Source organism: Paraburkholderia sp. BL9I2N2, from assembly GCF_004339745.1.
Classification (GTDB): Bacteria; Pseudomonadota; Gammaproteobacteria; order Burkholderiales; family Burkholderiaceae; genus Paraburkholderia.
On record NZ_SMGP01000004.1, the window covers coordinates 672944 to 698045 of the forward strand.

General features: G+C 64.4%; 23 protein-coding genes. 11 read left to right on the top strand and 12 right to left on the bottom strand.

Annotated features, from left to right (window positions below):
* The first annotated feature begins 242 nt into the window (after positions 1 to 242).
* The 5 genes from B0G74_RS39465 to B0G74_RS39485 all read left to right on the top strand — a co-directional run bounded on the left by B0G74_RS39465 (position 243) and on the right by B0G74_RS39485 (position 8463).
* Positions 243 to 3482, top strand: coding sequence for an efflux RND transporter permease subunit (locus B0G74_RS39465; RefSeq protein ID WP_132382462.1), 3240 nt, complete (start codon positions 243 to 245; stop codon positions 3480 to 3482).
* 22 nt (positions 3483 to 3504) lie between these two features.
* Complete coding sequence (locus B0G74_RS39470; protein WP_132382464.1) at positions 3505 to 4728, top strand: efflux RND transporter periplasmic adaptor subunit; 1224 nt, start codon at positions 3505 to 3507, stop codon at positions 4726 to 4728.
* Positions 4725 to 6221, top strand: a complete 1497-nt coding sequence (locus B0G74_RS39475; protein ID WP_132382466.1) for an efflux transporter outer membrane subunit — start codon at positions 4725 to 4727, stop codon at positions 6219 to 6221. The genes B0G74_RS39470 and B0G74_RS39475 overlap by 4 nt, the downstream gene beginning before the upstream one ends.
* A 101-nt stretch (positions 6222 to 6322) precedes the next feature.
* The gene (locus B0G74_RS39480; RefSeq protein WP_007176723.1) at positions 6323 to 7009 is read left to right on the top strand and encodes a heavy metal response regulator transcription factor; all 687 of its coding nucleotides are present in this window, start codon (positions 6323 to 6325) and stop codon (positions 7007 to 7009) included.
* Positions 7006 to 8463, top strand: coding sequence for a heavy metal sensor histidine kinase (locus B0G74_RS39485; protein WP_132382468.1), 1458 nt, complete (start codon positions 7006 to 7008; stop codon positions 8461 to 8463). The genes B0G74_RS39480 and B0G74_RS39485 overlap by 4 nt, the downstream gene beginning before the upstream one ends.
* Here the strand turns inward: B0G74_RS39485 and dinB are convergent.
* The 4 genes from dinB to B0G74_RS39505 form a co-directional block, all read right to left on the bottom strand.
* The gene (gene dinB, locus B0G74_RS39490; protein ID WP_132382470.1) at positions 8430 to 9596 is read right to left on the bottom strand and encodes a DNA polymerase IV; all 1167 of its coding nucleotides are present in this window, start codon (positions 9594 to 9596) and stop codon (positions 8430 to 8432) included. The two genes, B0G74_RS39485 and dinB, sit on opposite strands and share 34 nt — an antisense overlap.
* A gap of 367 nt (positions 9597 to 9963) precedes the next feature.
* Positions 9964 to 10542 carry a YceI family protein gene (locus B0G74_RS39495; RefSeq protein WP_132382471.1) on the bottom strand — a complete coding sequence of 193 codons (579 nt, stop codon included), beginning with the start codon at positions 10540 to 10542 and terminating at the stop codon, positions 9964 to 9966.
* A gap of 45 nt (positions 10543 to 10587) precedes the next feature.
* Positions 10588 to 11163: a YceI family protein gene (locus tag B0G74_RS39500; protein ID WP_132382473.1), complete on the bottom strand. Its 576-nt coding sequence runs from the start codon at positions 11161 to 11163 to the stop codon at positions 10588 to 10590.
* Positions 11164 to 11289: 126 nt separating this feature from the next.
* Positions 11290 to 11844, bottom strand: a complete 555-nt coding sequence (locus B0G74_RS39505; protein ID WP_132382474.1) for a cytochrome b — start codon at positions 11842 to 11844, stop codon at positions 11290 to 11292.
* Positions 11845 to 12052: 208 nt separating this feature from the next.
* Between B0G74_RS39505 and B0G74_RS39510 the strand changes: the two genes are divergently transcribed.
* Together B0G74_RS39510 and B0G74_RS39515 are read left to right on the top strand one after the other, a co-directional pair.
* On the top strand, positions 12053 to 13078 hold the full coding sequence (locus tag B0G74_RS39510; protein ID WP_132382476.1) for a sensor domain-containing diguanylate cyclase: 1026 nt from the start codon (positions 12053 to 12055) through the stop codon (positions 13076 to 13078).
* 133 nt (positions 13079 to 13211) lie between these two features.
* Positions 13212 to 14462, top strand: coding sequence for an arsenic transporter (locus B0G74_RS39515; protein WP_132382477.1), 1251 nt, complete (start codon positions 13212 to 13214; stop codon positions 14460 to 14462).
* A gap of 48 nt (positions 14463 to 14510) precedes the next feature.
* On the opposite strand, the gene B0G74_RS39520 is transcribed toward B0G74_RS39515, so the two are convergent.
* Positions 14511 to 14741, bottom strand: coding sequence for a hypothetical protein (locus B0G74_RS39520; protein ID WP_132382479.1), 231 nt, complete (start codon positions 14739 to 14741; stop codon positions 14511 to 14513).
* Positions 14742 to 15114: 373 nt separating this feature from the next.
* Positions 15115 to 15450, bottom strand: coding sequence for a hypothetical protein (locus tag B0G74_RS39525; protein WP_132383280.1), 336 nt, complete (start codon positions 15448 to 15450; stop codon positions 15115 to 15117).
* A gap of 400 nt (positions 15451 to 15850) precedes the next feature.
* Here B0G74_RS39525 and B0G74_RS39530 point away from each other — a divergent pair, with 400 nt between their 5' ends.
* The 4 genes from B0G74_RS39530 to B0G74_RS39545 all read left to right on the top strand — a co-directional run bounded on the left by B0G74_RS39530 (position 15851) and on the right by B0G74_RS39545 (position 18747).
* The gene (locus B0G74_RS39530; protein WP_132382480.1) at positions 15851 to 16141 is read left to right on the top strand and encodes an EF-hand domain-containing protein; all 291 of its coding nucleotides are present in this window, start codon (positions 15851 to 15853) and stop codon (positions 16139 to 16141) included.
* Between the two features lie 113 nt (positions 16142 to 16254).
* Positions 16255 to 16665 (top strand): hypothetical protein, encoded by a 411-nt coding sequence (locus B0G74_RS47205; RefSeq protein WP_243658536.1) that lies wholly within the window; start codon positions 16255 to 16257, stop codon positions 16663 to 16665.
* Positions 16666 to 16681: 16 nt separating this feature from the next.
* The gene (locus B0G74_RS39540; RefSeq protein WP_132382482.1) at positions 16682 to 17395 is read left to right on the top strand and encodes a response regulator; all 714 of its coding nucleotides are present in this window, start codon (positions 16682 to 16684) and stop codon (positions 17393 to 17395) included.
* Complete coding sequence (locus tag B0G74_RS39545) at positions 17392 to 18747, top strand: ATP-binding protein (protein ID WP_132382483.1); 1356 nt, start codon at positions 17392 to 17394, stop codon at positions 18745 to 18747. The genes B0G74_RS39540 and B0G74_RS39545 overlap by 4 nt, the downstream gene beginning before the upstream one ends.
* Positions 18748 to 18792: 45 nt before the next feature.
* Here B0G74_RS39545 and B0G74_RS39550 read toward each other — a convergent pair whose 3' ends face one another.
* From B0G74_RS39550 to B0G74_RS39575, 6 genes are all read right to left on the bottom strand, one after another.
* Complete coding sequence (locus tag B0G74_RS39550; protein WP_132382485.1) at positions 18793 to 19059, bottom strand: hypothetical protein; 267 nt, start codon at positions 19057 to 19059, stop codon at positions 18793 to 18795.
* Positions 19060 to 19165: 106 nt separating this feature from the next.
* Positions 19166 to 19489: a DUF1634 domain-containing protein gene (locus B0G74_RS39555; RefSeq protein ID WP_132382487.1), complete on the bottom strand. Its 324-nt coding sequence runs from the start codon at positions 19487 to 19489 to the stop codon at positions 19166 to 19168.
* A complete protein-coding gene (locus B0G74_RS39560; RefSeq protein ID WP_243658537.1) occupies positions 19486 to 20376 on the bottom strand; it encodes a sulfite exporter TauE/SafE family protein in 891 nt (296 codons plus the stop codon). The genes B0G74_RS39555 and B0G74_RS39560 overlap by 4 nt, the downstream gene beginning before the upstream one ends.
* Entirely contained in the window at positions 20373 to 21119 is a 747-nt protein-coding gene (locus B0G74_RS39565; protein WP_132382488.1) for a GntR family transcriptional regulator, read from the bottom strand. Before B0G74_RS39565 ends, B0G74_RS39560 begins: the two co-directional genes overlap by 4 nt.
* Before the next feature lie 171 nt (positions 21120 to 21290).
* The gene (locus B0G74_RS39570) at positions 21291 to 22205 is read right to left on the bottom strand and encodes a DUF72 domain-containing protein (protein WP_132382490.1); all 915 of its coding nucleotides are present in this window, start codon (positions 22203 to 22205) and stop codon (positions 21291 to 21293) included.
* A 34-nt stretch (positions 22206 to 22239) separates the two neighbouring features.
* On the bottom strand, positions 22240 to 24903 hold the full coding sequence (locus B0G74_RS39575; protein ID WP_132382491.1) for a response regulator: 2664 nt from the start codon (positions 24901 to 24903) through the stop codon (positions 22240 to 22242).
* Between the last annotated feature and the right edge of the window lie 199 nt (positions 24904 to 25102).

Genomic DNA, 25102 nt, shown 5'->3' on the forward strand with positions numbered 1-25102 from the left:
GACGCGATGTTTCGTGATGCTCTCGCGTGACATCGCGTTGAACCGACGCCTCAACCTCGGCTATCTTCGCTCATCAAACGTTTGCTCTTCAGCAAACCGTCCCGCAGTTCAAGCACTGTTTTTCCTTACATTAGCCTTCCTGACAATTCCGCCATTTTCGCGCCATGCAGGCGTTGGTGCTACCGATCTAGCATAAGCGCTGATTCACCCATCCCTTACCTGCATTCATTCGGGCGCGTTTCATGTGGATCGTCAACGTTGCGCTTAAACGGCCATACACGTTCATCGTGATGGCCATTCTGATTTTGCTGGCGACGCCATTCGTGCTGTTGACCACACCGGTCGACGTGCTGCCGGAGATCAATATTCCGGTGGTCAGTATCATCTGGACCTACACGGGCTTGTCGGCCGAAGACATGGCCAACCGCATCACGTCGGTGAACGAGCGCAGTCTGACCACCACGGTCAACGACATCGAGCACATCGAATCGCAGTCGCTCGCGGGCATCACGATCCTGAAGGTGTTCCTGCAGCCGAACGCGAACATCCAGACGGCGATCGCGCAGACGGTGGCCGTCGAACAGGCGCAGGTCAAGCAGATGCCGCCAGGCGCCACGCCGCCGCTGGTGATCAGCTACTCGGCCTCCAGTATTCCGGTGATCCAGCTCGGCCTGTCGAGCCCGAAGCTCTCCGAGCAGGCGCTCAACGACACGGCGCTGAACTTCCTGCGTCCGCAGCTCGTGACGATTCCCGGCGCGGCCGTGCCGTACCCCTACGGCGGAAAATCGCGGCTGATCTCGGTCGACCTGGACACGCGCGCGTTGCTCGCCAAAGGGCTGACGCCATCCGATGTGGTCAGCGCGTTCAACGCGCAAAACCTGATTCTGCCGACCGGCACGGCGAAGATCGGACCGAAGGAATACACGATCAACATGAACGGCTCGCCCGCCACGTTGGAAGGGCTCAACGATATTCCGGTGCGCACGCTCAACGGTGCGACGACGTATCTGCGCGAGGTCGCGCACGTGCGTGACGGCTACTCGCCGCAAACCAATATCGTGCGGCAGGACGGCCATCGCGGCGTGCTGATGTCGGTGCTCAAGAACGGCAGTGCGTCGACGCTTTCCATCGTCAATACGCTGCGCGGCCTGCTGCCGAACGCGCAAGCCGCCTTGCCGCCGGATCTGAAGATCACCGCGCTATTCGATCAGTCGGTGTTCGTGAAAGCGGCGGTGCAGGGCGTGGTGCGCGAAGCGCTGGTTGCCGCCGCGCTGACCGCCGCGATGATTCTGCTGTTCCTCGGCAACTGGCGCAGCACCTGCATCATCGCGATCTCGATTCCGCTGTCGATCCTGTCCTCGTTGATCGCGCTGCATGCGCTCGGACAGACCATCAATATCATGACGCTCGGCGGTCTCGCGCTGGCGGTCGGGATTCTGGTGGACGATGCCACGGTGACGATCGAGAACATCGAACGGCATCTGCATATGGGCACGAATCTGCACGATGCGATTCTCGACGGCGCGGGCGAAATCGCGATTCCCGCGCTCGTGTCCACGCTATGTATCTGTATCGTGTTCGTGCCGATGTTCTTCCTGACCGGCGTGGCGCGTTATCTGTTCGTGCCGCTCGCCGAAGCCGTGGTGTTCGCGATGCTGGCTTCGTACGTTCTGTCGCGTACGCTGGTGCCGACCCTCGCGATGCTGCTGATGGGTCACGCGCACAAGCCGAAGCAGGGCGCGAAGCCGAATCTGTTCATGCGCCTCTATCATCGCTTCGATCGTGGTTTCGAGCGCATGCGCGCCGGCTACATCATGATTCTCAGCAGCTTGCTGGTGCGGCGTGGCATGTTCGGCAGCGTGTTCCTCGGATTTTGCGTCGTCTCGATGGGCCTGATTTTCGTGCTCGGCGAAGACTTCTTCCCGAGCGTGGACGCCGGCGACATTCGCCTGCATATGCGTGCGCCGACCGGCACCCGCATCGAGGAAACCGCGCGTCTCGCCGACGAAGTCGAAAAAGTGATTCGCGAAGTCGTGCCGCAAAAAGAACTCGGCACGATTCTCGACAACCTCGGTTTGCCCTATAGCGGCATCAATCTCTCGTACAGCAATGCGGGCACGATCGGTACGCTTGACGGCGAGATCCAGGTGGCGCTCAATGAAGATCACAAGCCCACGCAAATCTACATGGACAAACTGCGCGCGATCCTGCCGCAGCGTTTTCCGGGCGTCGAGTTTTTCTTTCAGCCCGCCGACATCGTCACGCAGATTCTCAACTTCGGCCTGCCTGCTGCCGTGGACGTGCAGATTTCCGGCGCGAATCAGGAGGGCAACTTCGACATTGCGCGCAAGCTGCTGAAACAGGTGCGCATGATTCCCGGCACGGTGGACACGCACATCCAGCAGAAACTGGATGAACCGGCGATCAATCTTCAGATGGATCGCACACGGCTTCAGCAACTCAATCTGAGCGCGAGCAACGTGGCGCAAAACGTGCTCATTTCGTTGTCGGGCAGTTCGCAAACCTCGCCGGGTTTCTGGTTCAACAATCGCAACGGCGTGGAATACAACGTGGCGGTGCAGACGCCGCAGTATCAGGTGTCGTCGATCGATGAGCTATTGCGCACACCGGTGTCGGGCTCGACCACCGGCCCGACGCAATTGCTCGGCAATCTGGTGCGGGTCACGCCGCGGACGCAGTTCGCGGAAGTCACGCATTACAACATCAGGCCGGTGATCGATCTCTATGTGAGCGTCGAGAAGCGCGATCTGGGCAGCGTGGCGAATCAGGTCGACAAGCTGGTGGACAACGTGCGTGCGTCGCTGCCGCGCGGCAGTCAGATTACCGTGCGCGGCCAGGTGCAGACCATGCGCAGTTCGTTCTTCGGTCTTGGGATCGGCGTGGCGATGGCGATCGTGCTGGTGTACCTGTTGATCGTGGTGAATTTCCAGTCGTGGGTCGATCCGCTGATCATCGTCAGCGCGTTGCCCGCGGCGTTGGCGGGCATTGTGTGGATGCTGTTTCTGACCGGCACGCACCTGAGTGTGCCGGCGTTGACGGGCGCGATCATGACCATGGGCGTGGCCACCGCCAACAGTATTCTGATGGTGGCGTTCGCGCGCCAGCGCCTTTCCGCCGGCGCACCGCCGTTGACCGCCGCGCTCGAAGCCGGTGCAAGCCGGATCAGGCCGGTGCTGATGACCGCCTTCGCGATGATCATCGGCATGATTCCGATGGCGCTCGGTCTCGGCGAAGGCGCCGAGCAGAATGCGCCGCTCGGCCGCGCGGTGATCGGCGGCTTGCTGTTCGCCACCGTGTCTACGCTGTTTTTCGTGCCGCTGGTGTTCGCGGCGATTCACTCCCGCCTTGCGCGCCGTCACCGCGACGATGGTGACGACGGCGACGCAAACCACAACGGTTCCCACGGCGACGGCCACGACGGCCCCGCGCCCGGGCACGGCGGCGCCGGCAAGCCCGCGTAAAGTTAAATGATGGCTGACTGAGATGACCGAAAAAACTCATGCATCGCTAGCGATTCCGGCGCGAGAGACCGAAGGCGGCCACGCCTTGCCGCCGCGCCATCGCGAATGGAAACGCGCCAAGATCGCCGTGTGGATCGTGCTGGCACTGCTCGCCGTCGGGGCCTTGCGCACCGTGGTTGCGAACATGATGCAAAACCGTTCGGTGGCGGAGACCACCAAGCAGAACGCGACGCAGTATGTGAACGTGGTGAGTCCGACGCAGACCGAAGGCGGCGGCAATACCTTGCTGCCGGGTACGCTGCGCGGCTACGTCGAATCGCCGATTTACGCGCGCTCCACCGGTTATCTGTTGCACTGGTACGCGGATATCGGCACGCGTGTGAAGCAGGGTCAACTGCTCGCCGATCTGGACACGCCGGAAATCGATCAGGAACTCGCGCAGGCATTGGCGCAGCGCCAGCAAACCAGTTCGAGCCTCGGCCTTGCCAGGAGCTCGCTGGACCGTTGGCAGCAACTGCGTCAGCGCGATGCGGTCTCGCAACAGGAACTCGACGAACGGCAGAGCACGTACACGCAAGACGTGGCCAACCTCGCCGCCGCCGACGCCAACGTCAAGCGCCTGCAGCAGCTGGAATCGTTCAAGCGCATCGTCGCGCCGTTCGCGGGCGTGGTCACGCAGCGCAACGTGGATGTCGGCGACCTGATCGACGCGGGCAGCGGCACGAGCCGCGCGCTCTTCGCGCTCGCGCAGTCGGACCCGCTGCGCGTCTATGTGCAGTTGCCGCAGGCGTATGCGCAGAACGTGTCGGTGGGACAGAAGGTGGTGGTGACGCAGGCCGAACTGCCGGGCCAGCAATTCCACGGCACGATCACGCATATTTCCGGCGCGATCGACGTGCCCACCCGTTCGCTGCAGGTCGAAGTGACACTGCCGAATCCGGACGACAAGCTGCGGCCCGGCGCGTATGTCCAGGTCGCGCTGCCGGCGGTTGCGCACGCGCGATTGATGGTGCCGGGCAACGCCTTGCTGTTTCGCGCTGAAGGCCCGCGGGTTGCGGTGGTCGATGCGAACGGCAACGTGCAGTTGCACAAGATCGTGATCGCGCAGGATCTCGGCCAGTCGCTCGAAATCGAAAGCGGCATCGAGGCCAGCGACAAGATCATCATCAACCCGAGCGATTCGATCGCGGACGGCGATCACGTGCAGATCCAGCAGCCGCAGGCCAACGGCAAGGGGGCGTCGTGAGGCACGTGGCCACATGCCGTGCACTGACGACGCTGGCAGGCGCGGCGCTGCTGGCCGCGTGCACGGTCGGGCCGGACTATCAGCGGCCGCAGGCCGAAGTGCCGCCCACCTGGCAAACCGATTCGTACTGGCGCGTGGCCGTACCGTCTCATGCGCCGATTTCGCCGGACTGGTGGAGCGCGTTCAGCGATCCGACGCTCGCCACGCTGGAAACGCAGGGGCTCGTGCAGAATCAGACGCTGCTGGCGGCCAGCGCGCATTACGAGCAGGCGCGGGCGACGCTCGCGAACAACCGCGCGCAGCAGATTCCCGAAGTCGATTTCGCGGCGCAGGCATCGCGCTTCCGGATTTCGCAGAACCGTCCGCAGACGAATTACGGCACGCCCACGACGTCGACGGTGCAAAACAGTGTGCAGCTCGGCCCCACCATCAACTACGACACCGATCTATTCGGCCGGATACGTCGTGAGGTGGAAGGCGCCGCGGCTTCCGCGCAGCAGTCGGCCGACGACCTCGCCAACGCGCGGCTCGTGCTTACCACCGATCTCGCCACCGACTATTTCTCGCTGCGCGAACTCGACGCCGAGATTGACGTGCTGAATCAGTCGGTGAAACTGCAGCAGAAGGCGCTCGACTACGTGACGACCGAGCACGATCTCGGTTCGGTGTCGGGGCTCGACGTGCTGCAACAGAAATCGCTGCTCGACTCGACGCGTGTGCAGGCGCAACTGCTGCTTAACCAACGCGCGCAGTTCGAGCATGCGATCGCCGCGCTGGTCGGCGTGCCCGCGCCGCAGTTCGCGATCGAACCGAAGGTGCTCGATGCGAAAGTGCCGTCGATCCCGCTCGGCGTGCCCAGCGACGTGTTGCAGCGGCGGCCGGATGTCGCCTCGGCGGAGCGCGCGATGGCCGCGGCGAATGCGCAGATCGGCGTCGCCAAGGCGGCATTTTTCCCGAGCCTCACACTGGCGCCGAGCATCGGTTGGGAAAGCACACAGTTCGCCAGCCTGTTGAGCGCGCCCACGCTGATGTGGACGCTCGGCGCGGCGGTCGGCCAGGTGTTGTTCGACGGCGGCCGCCGCGCGGCCAACGTGAAGTTCGCGAGCGAAGGCTACAAGGCCACCGAGGCGAACTACCGCCAGACCGTGCTCACCGCGTTCCAGCAGGTGCAGGACGGCATCACCGGACTCTCCGTGCTGGACGGCGCGGCGAAGCAGTCGAGCGAGGCCGTCACCGACGCGCAGCATCTGCTGGCGCTCGCCAACGACCGCTATTCGGGCGGCCTCGTCGCTTACCTCGACGTGATCACCGCGCAACAGCAACTGCTCACCAGCGAGCGCCAGGACGTGCAGATTCACGGCCAGCAGATGACGCTGTCGGTCTCGCTCGTGAAGGCGCTCGGCGGCGGCTGGGACGTCGGCGCGGACATGCCGAATACGCCCATGGGCGCGCAGCCGAACGACACGAAGGAGGCGATGGCTCCCGCGCGGTGAGCTACCGGATCATGAAGCAACAGGGGCGGCAACAGGGGCACGCGGCGGTGCGCAAGAAGATTGCAAGGCGTTTCGTATAATGCACATACAAGGGGACGCGCATGAAATTGCTGATTGTTGAAGACGAGCACAAGGTGGTGGACTACCTGCGCTCCGGTTTGACAGAGCAGGGCTGGGTCGTCGACGTCGCGCTCGACGGCGAGGAAGGCATGCATCTGGCCACCGAATTCGATTACGACGTGATCGTTCTCGACGTGATGCTGCCCAAACGCGACGGCTTCAGCGTGCTGAAGGCGCTGCGTATGCGCAAGTCCACGCCGGTCATCATGCTCACCGCGCGCGATCACGTGAACGACCGCGTGCGTGGCCTGCGCGAAGGCGCGGACGACTATCTCACCAAACCCTTTTCGTTCCTCGAGCTGGTCGAGCGGCTGCATGCTCTCGCGCGCCGCACCCGCTCGCAGGAGTCGACGCTGATTTCCGTCGGCGATCTGTTCGTCGATCTGATCGGCCGGCGCGCGACCCGCGACGGCGTGCGGCTCGACCTGACCGCGAAAGAATTTCAGTTGCTCAGCGTGCTGGCGCGCCGGCAAGGCGACATTCTGTCGAAGACGGCCATTACCGAACTGGTCTGGGACGTCAATTTCGACAGCCATACCAACGTGGTCGAGACCGCGATCAAACGATTGCGCGCCAAGCTCGACGGCCCGTTCCCCTCCAAACTGCTGCACACCGTGCGCGGCATGGGTTACGTGCTCGAAGTGCGGGAAGAGGCGGAGCAATCATGAACCGCTCGATAGCCCGGCGCCTCGCGTTGATGTTCGCGTTCGTCGCGCTATTCGTGTTCACGCTGGTCGGCACGGGGCTCTTTCTCGTGCTGCGCACGCAGCTCGAACACCATCTGCGCGAGTCGCTCGACGACCGCACGCAGATCGCGCGCATCATCGTGTATCACGCCGTGACGCCGGAAAAATGGCGCATGGCGCGCGAAAAGCTCACCGACATGACGCCGCACGATGGCAGCACCGTGTATGCGGTGTCGAGTCCCGATCCGTATTTCCATTACGGCACACCGGTCGACGGTTCGGTGGTCACGAGCTGGGCGGGCGGCTATGCGCGCGTGACGCCGGCCGGCGGCGGCCAGGACATGCTGACCTCCACGGCCACGATTCCAGCCTATGGCGCGCGTCCGGCAGTGCAATTGCAGGTGGCCGCGAGCTATTCGCCCAATGTGCGCACCATGCGCGTGTTCGGCTTCGCGCTTGCCGCGCTGTCGGCGCTGGGCAGCCTCGGCGTCCTGTTGCTCAGCTATTCGGTCACGCGGCTCGGCCTCGCGCCGCTCACGCGCCTCACGCGCGACGCTTCCGCGGTGAGCCCGAACAACCGCTCGCAGCGTCTGAATACCGCCTCGTTGCCGCTTGAACTGAACGACTTGGCCAACTCCTTCAACGGTGCGTTGGAGCGGCTTGACGGCGCGTATGGCCGCCTCGAATCGTTCAATGCCGACGTGGCCCATGAACTGCGCACGCCGGTGACGATTCTGATCGGCCAGACGGAGGTGGCGTTGACACGCAATCGCTCGGTCGACGATCTGCGCCATACGTTGCAATCGAATCTCGAAGAATTCGAGCGCATGCGGGCGATCATCAACGACATGCTGTTCCTCGCCCGCGCGGATCAGGGCGAGCGCGCGACGGGCCTCATCGACGTGTCACTGGCTGCGGAAGTCGCGCATACGCTGGAGTTTCTGGAGATACCGCTCGAAGAAGCGCGGGTGCATGCGCAATTGCGCGGCGACGCCATGGCGCGGGTGAACCGCTCGCTGTTCGGCCGCGCCTGCACGAATCTGTTGATGAACGCCATCCAGCACTGCGAGCCGGGCGCCGAGATCAGCGTGACGATCGTGAGCGATCGGGATCAGGTGCGCGTCGCGGTGGCCAACCCCGGCGAGCCGATCGCGCCGGACGTGCTCGAACATCTGTTCGACCGCTTCTATCGCGCCGAGGTCTCGCGCACGAACAGCCGCGAAAACCACGGGCTGGGTCTGGCGATCGTGAAAGCGATTGCGGAGATGCATAGCGGCACCGTGTCGGCGCAAAGCGCGCACGGCATTAACATCTTTGCGTTCTCGGTTGCGGCGGTCTCGCCGCTCGAAGCCGGCGTGCCGGCGGCGCGCTCGAACACGAGCGCGGCGGCCGAGGGAACCGGTTATTCGTCGCTGGTGAAGGGCAAGTCGGCCTGAACCGGCAGACGCCGCGGCGGTGTCAGCGCGTTGGCCGGCGTCAACGCACTGACGCGCACGCCGAGGAGCCGCAGCTTGCGGTTCAATTCCACTCTGCGCAGGCATTCGGTCGCCGCGCGCCGGATCTCGGCGGCGTCGGCGGTCGGCACGTCCAGCGTCAGATCGCGCGTGACCGTGCGGAAATCGTCGTAACGCAATTTGATGCCCACGGTCCGTCCCACGTAGCCCTTGCGCACCAGATCTTCCGCCACCCGCACGCACAAGCCGGTAAATGAACTCGATAGCGCGGGCCGGTCGTGACGCGGATGCAGATCGCGCTCGAAAGTCGTCTCGCGGCTCATCGACTTGGGCTCCGATTCGACGACCACCGGCCGCTCGTCGTGGCCTTGCGCGACCTGCATGAGCCACGCCGAATAGCTGCGCCCGAAGTGGTCCTGCAAGAGCCCCGCGTCCGCCGCCGCCAGATCGCCGACGGTGGCGAGACCGAGCGCGGTCAGCTTCTCCGCGGCCTTAGGTCCGATGCCGTTGACCTTGCGCACCGGCAGCGGCCAGACGCGCAAGGGAATGTCAGCGGGCGTGAGGATGGTGAGGCCGTCGGGTTTGTCGAGTTCGGAGCCGATCTTCGCGAGCAGCTTGTTCGGCGCCACGCAAATGGAGCAGGTGAGGCCGGTGGCCTGATTGACCGCCTGCTTGATGCGCGCGGCGATCTCGCGCGGCTCGCCCGGCAGTTCGGTCAGATCGATATAGATTTCGTCGATGCCGCGATCTTCGATGCGCTCGGTGAACGTGGAGACCGCCGCCTTGAACAGGCGCGAATAGTGGCGATAGGAGTCGAAGTCGGTGGGCAGCAGGATCGCATCCGGCGCGAGCACGGCGGCCTTCATCATGCCCATGGCGGAGAACACGCCGAGCGCGCGCGCTTCGTAAGTGGAGGTGGTCACCACGCCGCGGCCCGCGTAATCGCGCAGCTTCGCGAAGCGGCGGGTGCCGTCTTCGAGCGTTTGCGGCACGCCGTTGCGGCCGCCGCCGATCACCACCGCCTGGCCTCGTAGTTCCGGATAGCGCAAAAGCTCGACGGACGCGTAGAACGCGTCCATGTCGAGGTGCGCGATGCGGCGGCTTGCAGAACTCATGGGATGGCAAAAAACGGCTGACGACGACGGTCAAACCGTAATAGTACCTTGCTCCGCCGCCGTCAGGACCGCTCAGAAGCGGTAGCTCACCCCGGACACGGCCGTTGAAACCGCCAATGCGTCGACGCTGGTTTCCGCTAACAGCACGAGCGTGGTGAAAGACGCGCCGACGCCCGGCATCACGGTGACATCGAATCGGCAGACGGGGACTTACACGGAAAGCGCGGACACGTTCGGCTCGCCGGTGAGCGGCTGAGCGAAGAAACGGGCTGGCGTGGAGAGTTGGGAGCGGGTTGCGGCAACGGAAGTCGAGGGACTGGTTGCCGCAACCGCCTGATGCAAACCCGGGAGTCCGGGCGGCAGGCAATTACTGCTTGATGCCTTCGGCCTGAATGTGCAGCGTGGTCTGCATCTTGAAGCCGTAGGTCTTGCCGAAGTCGACGCCGAAGTCGTCGCGATTGAACGTCGCGGTCGATTCCGTGCCGCACACTTCACGCTTGAGCATCGGGTTCATGATGCACTTGAACGATTCGATCTTCAGATTGACGGGCTTGGTGATGCCGTGCATCGTCAGCGTGCCGATCACTTCCACCGGCTTGTCGCCGTCGAAGCGGATCTGCGTGCCCTTGTAGGTCGCAGTCGGGTACTTCGCGGCGTCGAAGAACTTGTCCGTGACCAGTTCCGCGTCGAGCTTGTCGTTGCCGATATCCACCGAGCTCATGTCGATCGTCACGTCGACCGTGCCGGTCTTCGCCGCGCGATCCAGCACCACGGTGCCGCTGCTCTTCTTGAACTTGCCGCGCCAGATGGACAGGCCGCCGAAGTGATCGGTTTCGAAGCTCGGGTAGGTGTGCGTCGGGTCGAGCTGATACGTATCGGCTGCCATCGCGTTGAACGACAGTGCAGTGGCCAGCGCGCCTGCGGCGAGCAAAAGTTGTTTCTTCAAGTTGTTCTCCAGGTTTCAGAAAGTGCTGTGACGCTTCGTGTCGAGTTATTTCTTCGAAGCGACGATGTGAAATTTGATGACGACTTCATCGGCGACCACCGACGTGTCTTTCCATTCGCCAGTACCGACGTCGAATTGCGAGCGCTTGATCGGCAACGCGCCGTCGAAGGTTTGCGTGGCGCCCTGGCTGGCAATGGTGACGGGCACCACGACGGTTTGCGACTTGCCCTTGATGGTGAGCTTGCCGGTGATCTTGTACTGGTTGCCGCCGGCCGGCGCGATCGCGCTGGAGACGAAGGTTGCGGCCGGGAAGGTGGCGCTGTCGAACCATTCCTTGCCTTGGGCCTGCTTGTTGTAGTCGTCGGCGCCGAGGTCGTAGCTGCCGGTGTCGATCGACACATTGGCGCTGCCCGCGGTGGGCTTGGCCGGATCGAAATTCAGTTGCGCCGAGAATTTCCTGAACTTGCCGTCTACAGGCACGTTCATCTGTTTTGTGGTGGCAATTACGCTGCTCTTGCCCGTGTCGACATCGGCATGCGCGAGGCTTGCGCCCAGCAGCGAAAAGGCCGTGATGCCGGCGAGCGTCACGCGTTGAACGGAGTGGTAAAAGTTTGCTTTCATGGTGGTACGCATCCTATCGAACCCGCGTGCGTTGATTGCGCACCGCTGGGAATTAGATTGCCAACAAGCCGTAGCCAATCGCCGGCTGTCCGCCGCTGTCTGCTGCTGTGTGGCTATCGTCTGCCGTTACTTGAGGAACGGAATCATTCGGGCCAGCAATCCGTCGCGATCGACGAATTGATGCTTGAGCGCCGCCGCCACATGCATCGCCACCAGCGCGAGCAAGGTGTAATTGAGCAGCACGTGGACCGTGCGCAGACTTGCCTTGAGCGCCTGATCCGGGCCGATGAAGGTAGGCAGCGGCACGATGCCGAGATACACCACCTGAATGCCGGCGGCGGAACTATAGAAGTAGCCGGACAGCGGAATCGCCAGCATCAGCACGTACAGCACGCCGTGCACCAGATGCGCGGCGGCCTTCTGCCATGCGGGCGTGGCGCTGTCGAGCGCCGGCGCGCGGTGGGTGGCGCGCCACAGCACGCGGGCCACGGCGAGCACAAATACGGTTACGCCGATCCACTTGTGCCAGGAGAAATACTTCAGCTTGGTCGGCGTGAAGCCGGGGATATCGGTCATGATCCAGCCGATATAGAAGCCGCAGATGATCAACGCCGCGATCAGCCAGTGCAAGGCAATGGCGGCGCCGTGGTAGCGGTCTGAACGGACGGGGCTGGATTTCATTCTTTAACGTTCGTGGGTTGTCGGGTATTGCAAGTGAATGCGAATGGTAGGGATGCCAATGAAAACTGAATAGCCGGGGGGAAAGGAACAGATTGTTGTATCCGTGACGCTAATGTCGCTGGAATAAAGCGGCGCGGCGGCCGTAATGGGCCGGTAGGTCCTCCACTGTGTTAATTTGCCGGCTGAACCGCCAGGAGAGTCGAGACCGATGAACAGGATTGAAAACAACAACATTGCGCTAGGCGCGGATTTTCTGCGCCACGAGGTGGCACCCGCGGCGCCTGCCGCGGCCGGGGTGGAAGGCTACATGGAGCACGACGCGGCTGTCTACCGCACGTTGCTCGAATCGACCAAAGCGATTCCGTGGAAGATCGATTGGGCGACTATGGAGTTCGCCTATATCGGCCCGCAGATCGAAGCCCTGCTGGGCTGGGCGCCCTCGAGCTGGAAAACCGTGCAGGACTGGGCCGCGCGCATGCATCCCGAAGACCGCGAGAAGGTGGTCGAATTCTGCGTCGCCCAATCTCAGGCGGGCACCGATCACGAAGCGGACTATCGCGCGTTGACGAGCCGGGGCGAATACGTCTGGCTGCGCGACGTGGTGCATGTGGTGCGCGACGCGCGCGGCGAGGTGGAGTCGCTGGTCGGCTTCATGTTCGATATCAGCGAGCGCAAGAAGACCGAGGAGAAACTGGCCGCCCTGCAACGGGAACTCGAGGCGCTCTCGTTCGTGGACGGCCTGACGGGCGTCGGCAATCGCCGCGCGTTCGACGCGCGCCTGCAGCGCGAATGGAGCGCGGCGTTGCGTCATGCGGCGCCGCTCTCGTTGATCATGGTCGATATCGACTTCTTCAAGTCCTACAACGACTACTACGGACACGTGCAGGGCGACGAGTGCCTGAAGCGGGTCGCCGGCGTGTTGAGCAGCGCGGTGCGGCCGGGCGACTTTGTCGGCCGCTTCGGCGGGGAAGAGTTCGTGCTGATCCTGCCGAACACCGGCGCCGACGCCGCCCGCCAGGTGGCCGAGCGTTGCCGCGACCGTATTGCAACCGAAGAGATCGCGCACGAGCGCTCGCCGTTCCGCCAGACGGTGACCGCCAGCTTCGGCGTCGGCACCACGATTCCGGTCGAGGCGGCCGATCCGGTAGCCTTCGTCAATCTGGTGGATACACAGTTGTACTGCGCCAAAGATAACGGCCGCGATTGCATTGCGGCGGTGAACCGCGTGGGATGAAGCGAACGCAACGGCACGGCCATAGGCGCGCAACTTGCTATATCAGCGCCTGCGACCACCGCAACATGGGCGAGTTCGCCCGGCCATGCCGGACATCGCGCTCGCGCGTCATCAATCATCCTGGGCTCACTTCGTGAATTCCATTTTCCTGTCTTGGGGTATCGCCGCCGCCGCCACGGCGGGCGTCATCACGCGGCCGTTCAAATGGCCCGAAGCCGTGTGGGCCGTCGCCGGCGCGCTGCTGCTGGTCTCGCTCGGTCTGTTGCCGGTCCATCTGGCGCTCGAGGCGATCGGCAAGGGCACCGACGTCTATCTGTTCCTCTTCGGCATGATGCTGCTGTCGGAAGTGGGGCGCCGGGAAGGCCTGTTCGACTGGGTCGCCGTGCTCGCGGTCAACCATGCCCAAGGTTCGCCGCGCAAGCTCTTTCTGCTCGTCTACCTGGTCGGCGTGGTGATCACCGCGTTTCTCTCGAACGACGCCACCGCCGTCGTGCTCACGCCGGCCGTGTTCGCCGCAGCCAAAAAGGCGAAGACGCATCCGCTGCCCTTGCTGTTCGTCTGCGCGTTCATCGCCAATGCGGCGAGCTTCGTGCTGCCGATCTCGAATCCGGCCAACATCGTGCTGTACGGCAATCACACGCCCGCACTCGGCGCCTGGCTGATGCGCTTCACGCTGCCCTCGCTGCTATCGATCGTCGCGACCTACGTGATGTTGCGCTGGACCCAGCGTGACGCGCTCGCCGGCGCCTGCGAGGCGAATCTGGAGCCGGTCGAGCTCTCGTCGAGCGGCAAGGTGGCGCTCGCGGGCATCGCGGTGACGGCCGTCGCGCTGCTGACGGTCTCCGCATTCGATGTTCCGCTCGGCATGCCGACCGCGATACTCGGCGCGCTGACCGCGCTGGTCGTGCTGATTCTGGAGCGCAAGTCGCCGCTGCCGATGATCCGCGAAATCTCGTGGAGCGTGCTGCCGCTGGTGGCCGCGCTGTTCGTGCTCGTCGAAATGCTCGATCACACCGGCGTGATCACGGCGGCGGCTCAACTGACGCAGCGCGCCGCGCAACATCACGAACTGGCCACGGCGGGCTGGGCAGGCAGCGTCATCGCGATCGGCAGCAATCTGATGAACAACTTGCCGGCGGGTCTGATCGCCAGTTCGACCGTGATGCAGGCGCATAGCCCGGAGCGTGTGATCGACGCGCTGCTGATCGGCGTCGACCTCGGCCCGAACCTGTCCATCACCGGCTCACTCGCAACGATCCTGTGGCTCAACGCGATTCGCCGCGAGGGCGAAGACGTGAGCTTCATGAAGTTTTTGAAGGTGGGCGCGCTTGTTATGGTGCCGGCACTCGTGCTGGCGCTCGGCGCGCGGATCCTGACTGGTTGACGGCGTGAATCGAGCGTCGAGGGCGGCGGTGGCTTCCGGGCCGCCCGGTTACCACCGCGTACCGGTGGGACGCAGCGACGCTTCGTCCGCTTCGTTCAGCGAGCGCAGCGTCTCCTCGAGCCGCGCGATACGCTCGCGCTGTGTCGGCATCAACGTCGGCCTGGGCAAATTTCGCAGGCGATTGTGCCAATAGGACAACGGAATGCGATCGTTGCTGGAGATCATCCCGAACACACGTTCGAGGTGGGCGATCTCCTTGTCGAGTTCCTGGTAGTTCATCTGATGTTTCCCCAAAGGGTGGTGGCCCGGCCGACATATGTCCGCAAGCCACTCGCGAGTCCAATGGTTGGACAGCTATGTCCCACGAATGGACATGCGCCACGTGACAAGCGACATTTAGCCAACGATGTTCCGCACCCGCTGGAACGGAACCGCATCGCATTTGGCCTTCCTCTAGAACCGTGAAACCCACCGCTTTATTCCAAGGGTCCGTTCGGAGTTTTGCAACACGGACTCGCGCTCCGCATCGCGTCGCCGGACATGCTTCAGGACAACGGGAATTCGCCAGGCGTTCTCCCCAACAGCATGTCCTATGCTGGTTCAGCGGCTTTTGTTGTAACCAGCACATCGGCTGACAAGACGCTGAGCGCGCCTAACGCGGCATCATCATGACGGGCTGGGCGTAGGTCACCGCGGGGGCGGGCACGATCGCGTAGTTGGTTGGCGCGGGTACGACGACGGTGGTGTACAGGGGAACGGGCTTCGGCGCCGTCACCGTTGCCGCGACCGGAACGGCCACGGGAAGGGGAACCGGCGGGGGCGCCACCACATACACGGGATTGACCGGCACGGAGTAGTAGACCGGGCGCGGCGGCGGTGCGTAGATCACGGCGGCGGGCATATAGACGACCACGCGGGCGAACGCCGTCGACGAACAGGCGAGGCCGATGGCGGTGACAGTTGAGGCGCAAACGAGGCGAATAGTCAATTGGTACTCCTGATGCGTTGAGCGGTGCGATGCGTCTTCGGGTGAAGAGGCGGGCCGGCTGGCTCGGGTGACGTGAGAGATCAGCCGTTGCGACGAGGCGCTGATGGCGCCGGCAGACGAAAGATACGCAAAGCGCCGTGAAAACGGCATCGCAAACTCATTTCATTCCATGTCACGCCGAGGCGGTGTTGCGGCGTGCGTGTGTGTATGGAGCGCATGCTGCATTTGCGGTGGCGGCAAGCGTGGCGGCTTGTGACGCGGTCACGCAAGCCATGACATAAGTCGACATGATTCTGAAGTTGCCTTCAGGCGACGCTTCCCCAAGAATTCGGCCTGTCATCGAAACGGATCGCGGCAAAACAGCAGGCGACGCTCAATGGCTCAATCGAAGGAGTCAGTCATGAAGAAGTTGATCGCTATCGTGTTGCTGTGCTGCGCATCCACCGTCACGTTCGCTCAAGCCGCGCCTCAAGGCGGCGACTCGCAGCGCATGGAGCGCATGGTGCAGCAGTTGCAATCGCGCTTTGCGAATGCCAATGCCACGCACGACGGCAAGCTCACCAAGGACCAGGCCGCCGCGGGCATGCCGATGGTCGCCAAGCATTTCGATGAGATCGATACGCAGAAGGCGGGCTACATCACCCTGCCGCAGATCGAGGCATTCATGCAGCAACGCGGGGCAACGCACTGAAGCGCGCGGGCATCGGCGGGACCATGAGGCCGTGGCGCGGCGCGGTGTGCCGCCGGCGCGCGAGCCATCCTGCCGAACCATCAGCCGTCCTCTGAAACCAATAAAAACGCGCGATGAATCCTGCCACGTCCCGCCATCTGCACGTCGCCGGCGCATTGTTCAGCGTATCGATCAGTGCGGCGCTCAGCGGTTGCGCGAGCGTCGGCAAGCCGGCCGCGGGCATCGCCATTTATCAGTTACCCGAAGCGAATGCGCTCGAAGCCGGCATCGTGGTGGACGACGCGATCGTGACGTTCGAGCAGAAAGCCGCGCGCATTCTGCCCGCGGGTATCGGCTATGAATGGACCGCGAGGTCGTATCAGGAGAAGTGCCAGCGCGCACAGTTCGCTCGGGATTGCGGTATTTTCGGGGATGCTCGCTTCCACCTGCATCGCCGTGCCGTTCATTCCGTCGTTCTACGTGCTGTTGCAGCGCCTCTCCGAGCGGCATGCGGCGCGGAAAACGTCGCCCGACGCCTAGCCTGAACCGAGGAGCCTTCGCATGGATCGCCCCGCCAAAATCATCGTGCTCGACGACGAAGTCGAACTGCGCAACATGCTGCAGCGCTTTCTGCGCGGGCACGGCTTCGACGTGCGCGTCGCCGAGGACGGCAAGCGTCTGGACCGCTACCTGGAGCGCGAACCATTCGATCTGCTGGTGCTCGATCTGATGATCGGCGAAGAGGACGGTCTCGCCATCTGCGCCCGCTTGCGCGAGCAGGGGCAGACCTTGCCGATCCTGATGCTGACCGCGAAGGGCGATCCGCTCGACCGGGTGGTCGGCCTCGAAACCGGCGCCGACGACTATCTCGCCAAACCGTTCCTGCCGCGTGAACTGGTGGCGCGCATCAACGCGCTGCTGCGCCGCCAGAAGATCGCCTCGGGGGAAGTCACCGTGACGTCGCAAAGCGTGCGCTTCGGCGATTTTTCGCTCGATGTCGCCAAGCAGCAGCTCTCGCGCATGGGCGAGTTGCTGGATATTCACTCGGCGCAGATGCTGCTGCTGGTCGCACTCGCGTCGTCGCCGAACCGGCCGGTGAGCCGCGACAATCTGCTCGCGCGCGCGCGGGGCCGCGAGCACGATGCGCTCGATCGCAGCATCGACGTGCAGGTGCTGCGGCTGCGGCAGATCGTCGAGGACGATCCGTCCAAGCCGCGCTTCATCAAGACCGTGTGGGGCGTGGGCTACATGCTGGTCGCGGACGTCGACTCATGACGCGCCCGCTGCTGCACAGGTTGCTGCCGAGAACGCTGCTGGCGCGCAATATCGCGCTGCTGATCGCGCTCGTGATGCTGAGCCAGGTGTGTTCGCTCGCCGTGTTGCTGCACTATGTGCAGCGGCCGCGGGTCGAGCGCGCGGCGGCCGTGTTCGCCACTTATGTGACCACACTCGACAATCTGCTCGCGGCCACGCCGCCCAACACGCGTCGAGAATTGACGACGCGCCTCGACATGCGCGCACAGGTTCCAGACGAAGCCGTCGCCGAGCCGCCGCCGAGTTTCATGGGCGCGTATCGCGTCTATCAGCGCCGCATCTTTCTCCAGAGCCTGCGCGCGCACCTGCCCGCCGACATGCCGACGCGTTGGCAATTGGTGGGCGGCCAGCGCCTGTGGATCCGTATGCACGCGCCGGCCGACGCTCCGCAAACGCCGTACTGGATCGCCCTGCCGATTCCCGAAGACGCGCAGGGCAACGGACTCGACGCCGCGATCGTGCTCTCGCTCGGGCTTGGCGCGCTGGCGGCATTGACCGGTTATGTGATCCAGCGCCACCTCAACCGGCCGCTTCAGGAATTGACGCGGGCGGCGCGCCGCGTGAGCGCCGGCGAAACGCCCGCGCCGCTGCCGACAGACGGCCCCACGGAAATCGCCGCGGTGAGCGGCGCCTTCAATCAGATGACGCAGGCGTTGCAGCAAGCCGAGGCGACGCGCGCGCTGATGCTCGCCGGCATCTCGCATGACATCCGCACGCCGCTCACCAAGCTGCGCCTTTCGATGGCCATGGCGATGCCCAGCGGCAGCGACAGCAGCTTCGTGGTCGCCGCCGAATCGTATCTGGATCAGATCGAAACGATCTTGCAGCAGTTCATGGATTACGCGGGCAGCGGCGAGCGCGAGCAGCCGGAGCCCGGCGATCTGAACGCCTTGGTCGAACGGCTCGCGGGGGATTTCGCGGGGCTGGGTCACGAGTTCGATCTGTCGCTCGCGACTTTGCCCGCAGTGCCGTACCGGCCGATCAGCATGATGCGGCTGCTGATGAACCTGATGCAAAACGCGATCGTATACGGCGGAACCGGACTGGCGGTGCGAAGCTGGGCGGCGGGCGAGGCGGTGTATGTGGCGGTCGGCGATCGCGGCAAAGGTCTTTCAGCGCAGGAACTGGAGCAACTGAAGGCGCCGTTTCAGCGTGGCCGCAATGCGCGTTCGCATAGCGGCGGCACCGGCTTGGGACTGGCGATCGTCGAGCGGATCGCGCGGCTGCATGGCGGCAGTCTGGAGTTTCATGCGCGCGAGGGCGGCGGCCTGGAGGTGTGGGTGGTGTTGCCCCTTAGCGCCCCGACGCGCTAAAAGTGGCCGTTGCGAGGCGTCGTTGCGCTGCTGCGCGTTCTTCGCTCACTTCCGGTCGAACCATGCATCCAGCCCGACCCGGAACGCCACGCCCGCGATCACCGGCACGGTCAACATGAGGATGATGCCGAAGTTCGGAATCTCGTCGCCGTACGTAATCGGACCGTAAAGCACGACGGTCGCCACGATCGCGAAGACCACGATGCCGACGGCCACCATCAGAAGATTGCGCGCGGCGATGGGCATCACCTTGCGCGGAGCCTTGTCCGGCGTGGCGCTGGCAGCGGGGACTTTGTCGGGTTGGACGGGCATGATGGTTCTCGTGACGAAAGGAAGCTGCGTGAGGAGCACCGGTGAACCGAACTCCACGGAAGGCGCACGATGGGCATCATACCAGGGCGCCTGCGTGCCGCGCATTTCACGCCGCGCCGACCACCAATCCCGCGGCCACGATCACCAGCACGAGTGCGGCGATCGCGCTGAACCGGTAATCCCGTTGATGCAGGAACACGCCTAACATCAATATAAGCCGCATTACCGGCAGCAGGATAAAAAGCGCGATGCCGATAGTCACGACAGGCATCCCGGCCGATGCCGGATGACTGGCGCCGGGGGTCCGCATGGCGGCCAGGGCGATGGCGAGGCCGAGCGCGATCGTGCCCGTCGCGATCCACGTGCCGTAATGTAGCAGCGCCGCCAGCCAGTGTTCGAGCCGCGCGCCGGCCCGCGCGATGCGGCTCATGCCGACGCTCCGAACAGGTGAACGCCGAAGGCTTCGAGCAGCATCTGCACGGCAAGCGCCGCGAGCACCGCGACGAACAACGCGCGCAGCCGGTCGTTGGAGACGCGCATGAGCACGCGCGCGCCGAGCAGCGCGCCGGCCACCGAGCCCAAGGCCACCGGACCGGCGATCGCGGTCACGATCTCGCCCCTCAGGAAGTACGCGCCGGCGCTGGCCGCCGCCGTCACGCCGATCATGAAGTTGGAGGTCGCCGACGAGACCTTGATCGGCAGCCGCAGCGCGGTATCCATCGCGGGAATCTTGAGCACGCCGCTGCCGATGCCGAGCAGCGCCGAAATCAGACCCGCGCCGTACATCAGCGACAGGCCCAGCGGCACGCGCTGCACACGGTACGCGACGTCGCGTCCGAGCGCGCGGTCCGGATAGCTCGAATCCAGCCGCAACGAGGCGCCCCACGAGTTGGCGCGGGGCGTGCCGGCGGTTGCGGCGGCGCTTGCCGGATCGATACGCCGTGCGAGCATTTGCTGCGCCGACAACAGCAGGATCACGGCGAAAATGAAGTACAGCGCGGGCACGGGAATCAGCCCGCTCAGCAGCACGCCCGACAGCGCGCCGAGCGTGGTCGCCGTTTCCAGCACGAGCGCGAGCCGGACGTTGGTCAGGCGTTCGCGCAGGAAGGGCGCGGCGCCGCCGCACGAACAGGCGATCACCGAGACGATGCTGGCACCGATCGCGACGTGGATATCGACGTGGCCGAACATGGTCAGGACCGGCACGATGAAAACGCCGCTCGCCATGCCGAGCATGCCGCCCAGCGCGCTCGCGCCGAGCGACACCGCGAACAGCCATAACGTGTAGTGCAGATCCATCGCCGCCGCGCCCGTCATTGGCCGCGCGGCTTGCGCCGCGCGAGGCGGGTCACGAACTGGATCTGGTCGCCGCGGTAGTAGAGCTTTTCGTAGTCGACGGGACGGTTGCCGTCGCCATACGAGGTGCGCTCGATGAGAAAGATCGGGCTGCCGGGCGCGATGTCGAGCGCTCGAGCGACGGCTTTGTCGGCGGCGATCGCTTCGAGGCGGTACTCCGCCTCGATCAGCGGCATGCCGTACTTTTGCTCGAGCAGCGTAAAGATCGGCTCGGCCTCCAGATCGTCTTGCATGATCTTTTCGCCGATGTCTTGCGGCAGCCAGGTTTCGTCGAACGAGAGCGGGGTGCCGTCGGCGATGCGCACGCGCCGGATGTGCACGACCGGCGTGCCGGGTGCGAGCGACAGCTTGCCGGCCACCGCTTCGCTGGCCTTTTCGATCTGTTTGCCGACCAGCCGGGCGGTCGGATGACGGCCGTGCGCGCGCATGTCCTCGACGAAGCCGCTCAGTTCGGTGAGCGGCTGGGTCAGGCGCGGCTGCGTGACGAAAGTGCCTTTGCCACGGCGGATTTCGATCAGGCCGCGCGCGATCAGGTTCTGCACCGTCTTTTGCAGGGTGGTGCGGCTGATGTTGAAGCTGGTGAGCAGGCTGGCTTCGTTGGGTAGCTGGGTGCCCGGCGGATAGGTGCCGTCGGCGATGCGTGCGGCGAGGGTCGCTTCGACTTGCGCGTAGAGAGGGAGCTGGTTGCTGCGGTCCGTGGTCATGCAAGACATCATGACGTCATGATGTCTTGGTGTCAAGGGCCGGTTTTGAGCGGCGGCGTCAGTGCCTGGCGGCGATCGTCATGAGGTCAAGGCTGAAGGGATTCGATCGGGAAGATACTGACGCGCCTCGCGTGGGCGGCGAAACGATCATTGGAGTGTTCAGCGCGATTGCTACGGGAAATCATTTCCCAGAATCTCCATCAACGTCCGCGCATTCCGCTGCCCCTGATCCTCGAAGCAATTATTGAAAATGACATGCGTGCGTCCTGCCCGTCTCGCGATCGCGCGGATCGGGACGGCCAGTTCCGTCAGTTCCGCTTCGTTGTAGTCATAGTCGAAGCGATCCGCGGCGCTCGCGGCGCCTGTCGCGCTCCACGTCTGCGTGTTGCGCCCATGCAGACGCACCATCGCGAGTTCCGGATTCGTCGCCTCCCACACGGTATGCACGCGGTTGCTCACGTCCGGCGGCGCATCGACGATCACATGCACGATGCCGCGCTCGCGCAGAAACTCGAGCGACCAGGCCGCATGCTCGTCATCGAACCACGACTGATTGCGAAATTCCGCCGCCATCATGTAGCCCGCCATGCGCGCCCGGCATTCCTCGACCAGCGCGAGGCCATCCGGCGCGCGCGTGATCCACGGTGCAAACTGGAACAGCACGGCGCCGAGTCGTCCGCTCACGCGCAGCGGTTCGAGCGCTTCCAGATAGCGCCGCCACAGTTCATCGCGGATGTCGTCGGGCATGTCGCGGTAGTAGACGTTCTTCTTGCGCGGGCCGGTGATGCCTTCCGGCAGCGCCATTGCGATGTCTCTCGGCAGCGCGTCGGGCGAAGTCTGATGTCCGGTGAAGAGACGAAACGCCTTGAAGTTGAAGGTGAAGCCTTCGGGCGTGCGCTCAAACCACAATTGCGCATTGCTCGCCGATGGCATTGCGTAGTAAGCCGAATCGACTTCGACCAGCGGGAACTGCGATGCATAAAAACGCAGACGTGCTTCAGCGCTGCTGCTGCCGCGCGGATAAAAGCGCTTGCAGGCAATCAGCGTCTTGTCGGTCCAGCCCGCGGTGCCGCAGCGAATGTCCATCGGCGAAGTCGGTTGAATGCGTGGCGTGCGCCGGCTAGGACGCTTCTTCGGTGTGATCGATCCAGTCCGCGAGTTCGCGCCGCAGCTCCGCGATATCGAGCGGTTTGCCGAGCAGCCGCGCGCCGGGAATGGCGTCGCCGATCTGCGCGCTCTTGCCGTAGCCCGACACCAGCAGCACGCGGATACCCGGCTGCTGGCGCAGCATGGCGCGCGCGAGGCTGTCGCCGGACATGCCCGGCAACGTGAGATCAGTAAACAGGATGTCGAAGTGTTGCGCGGGCACGAGCGGCAGCGCTTCTTCGGCGCTCGCGACCGCGGTGCAATCGAGGCCCAGGGCGTTCAGCAGGTCACTGAATGCTTCGCGTGAATCCGCGTCGTCTTCGACCAGCAGCACGCGAGCCGGCGTGCCGGGCGAGCGCGCCGTCCCCCACGGGGCCTTCCTTTGGGATGCAGCCTCGGTAGCGCAATGCTGGCTTTCCTGCCTGGACTCTCTGCCTGGGTCGTACACGGCGGGCGGCACGCAGGCGGCGATCTGTCCATCGGCGACGGACACGGACAAGGACACGCCGGCAGGCGTGGCCGCGCCGGCACGCAACACGCCCCGCACCTTGCGGGCAAGATCGTCGCGCCGGTACGGCTTCGAGAGCAGCGTGATGCCGGCGTCGAGTTTGCCGTGGTGGACGATTTCATCGCGCGTGTAGCCGGAAGTGAAGAGCGTCGGCACCGCGGGCGAGCGCGCCGCGGCACGTTGCGCGAGCTCCACGCTTTTCACCTTGCCGGGCATGACCACGTCCGTGAACAGCAGATCGATCGGCACATCGCTGTCGATGAACTCGATCGCCGCGTCGCCGCTCGACGCGGTCAGCACTTTGTAGCCGAGCTGCGCGAGCATTTCGACGGCGGTCAGGCGCACGTCGGCATCGTCTTCGACGACCAGAACCGTTTCGCCGCCGCCGCTCGGCGCCGCGGTCTCGTCGACGGCTTCCGAGGTTTCGGCTTCGCAGCTGCGCGGGAAAAACAGCGAGACGGTGGTGCCGCGTCCTACTTCGCTGTCGATCAACGTGTGACCGCCGCTTTGCCTGACGAAGCCGAACACCATGCTCAGGCCGAGGCCGGTGCCGTGGCCGTCGGGCTTGGTGGTGAAGAACGGTTCGAACACGCGTTGCAGGATTTCGGGCGGCATGCCGGCGCCGGTGTCGGTGACGGAAAACACCACGTATTCGCCCGGAGAGAGTTCCGGTTTGCCTCGGCAGAACGCGGCATCCAGCACTCGGTTGGCCGCGCGCACGGTGAGCGTGCCGTCCGCCTGCATCGCGTCGCGCGCGTTGATCGCGAGATTGAGCAGCGCGTTTTCCAGTTGATTGCGATCCACCTGCACGTTCCACAGATCGTCGCTCAGGACCGTATCGATCCGGACCGTTTCGCCGAGCGCGCGATGCAGCATTTCGCTCATGCCGCGGAGCAGGCGGCGCGGGTTCAGCACGGTCGGCGAGAGCGGCTGGCGCCGTGCGAAGGCGAGCAGATGCGCAGCCAGTTTCGCGCCGCGTTTGACGGCGTCCGTCGCGGCGGACAGGCGGCGCAGCGTGGCCGGGTGCCCGCCGGCGTCGGCGGCAAGCATTTGCAGGTTGCCGTTGATCACCTGCAGCACGTTATTGAAGTCGTGCGCGACGCCGCCCGTGAGGCTGCCGATCGCTTCCATCTTCTGCGCCTGGCGCAATTGCTCCTCGGCCAGCGCGCGTGCCGCGACTGCGTCGGCGACGCGCTGTTCGAGGGTCTCGGTCAACTGGCGCAGCGACTGTTCGGCGATCTTGCGTTCGTGAATGTCGATCAGCACGCCGGGAAAGCGTGTCGGTTCGCCATGCTCGTCGAATTCGCACTGGCCGTTTGCCTGCACCCACATATAGTCGCCATCGGGCCGGCGGATTCGAAACTCGGCGCGAAACGGCTCGCCCGAGCGGATCGCCTCGGCGGTCAGTTGATCGTTGAGCGCCTGATCGTCCGGATGAAGCATCTGGATGGCTGCATCGCGCTCGACGCCCTTTGCGGCTTCTTCCTGCAGAAAGGAAAAGGTGCGCGCGAAACGTTCGTCGCCGCTGACCTTGCCCGTGTGCACATCCAGCACCCATGTACCGAGCACCGTGCCGGTATTGAGCGCGAGTTGCAGCCGTTCGTTGGTCTCGTGCAGTTCGGCCTCGGCGCGCTGCCGCCAGCGTTCGGTGAGCACGCGCGCGGTGGTTTCGACGACCACCGCCAGCACGCCGGCCGGCGCGCCGCTGTCGTCGGCGACCGGGCTGTAGTAGAGATCCATCCACACGTCTTCGGGTTTGCCGTCGCGCAGCAGCACCAGTTCCTTGTCGCGATACGACAGCGTGCCGCCCGCGAGACAGGTGGCCATGACATGCCGGTTGAAGTCGGCGACTTCCGGCCAGCCGTGTTCGACAGGACAGCCGAGCAGATAGGGATGGCGTCCGCCCGCGAAGATCGCGTAGGCGTCGTTGTAGATCATGTAGCCGGGCTTGCCCCACAGCAGCACCAGCGGCACCGGCGAGGCGAGCAGCAACTGGACCGTGGCGGTCAGACTGCGCGGCCAGTTTTCAATGGCGCCGAGGCCGGTGGCGGCCCAGTCGAATGCGCTGATGCGCTGCGCCATCTCCCCGCGCCAGCCGGGGCAGCCGTGGTCTTGTGCCGGAAATGGCATGCTGCGCTCCACAGAGGTCACGTCGATGAAAGTGTCCCCACTCTGCCGGCGCGCGTGACGCGCTTGCACTCTCAGCAGGAGGCGGGATGAATCTTCTGCTGTGCACCGCACGCCGGCGGATAGCTGACACGCGGTTGCGACAATTGTAGGCCACAACGCCGGGCCGGTGACCCGTCACGTATGGGTTATGGGGTTTAGC